Annotated in this window: 1 protein-coding gene; it reads right to left on the bottom strand. The window is 62.6% G+C overall.

Annotated elements, in window-relative coordinates; all coding sequences use genetic code 11:
• A partial coding sequence (locus tag GWC77_RS28550; protein ID WP_173263019.1) for a transposase occupies positions 1-286 on the bottom strand: 286 nt, incomplete at both ends.

The raw sequence follows: 286 nt of genomic DNA, 5'->3' as shown, positions 1-286 counted from the left end.
CCGGCGACATGTCGATGCTCACCGAGGCGACTTGTTCGGGCGTGCCTTGGTGTTGACTCAGATGCGCCGCGAAGCCTTCAATCGTCTTCGCGTCACGCCCGGGCGTAGCGAACACGACCCGGCGTGCCTGCATATCGGCGACCAGCGTCAGATACTCGTGGCCGCGTCGGTACGAAGTTTCGTCAATCGCCACCGTCGTCACGGCCGACAGGTCCGCCGAGGCAAGCGCGAGTTCCACATAGCGCGAGCAGATGGCATGCACTCGGTGCCACGACAAATTGACAAT

It is taken from the genome of Paraburkholderia sp. NMBU_R16 (assembly GCF_013282575.1).
GTDB lineage: Bacteria > Pseudomonadota > Gammaproteobacteria > Burkholderiales > Burkholderiaceae > Trinickia.
The sequence above is the reverse complement of the archived record's forward strand: the minus strand, read 5'-3'. Positions and strand labels throughout refer to the sequence as shown.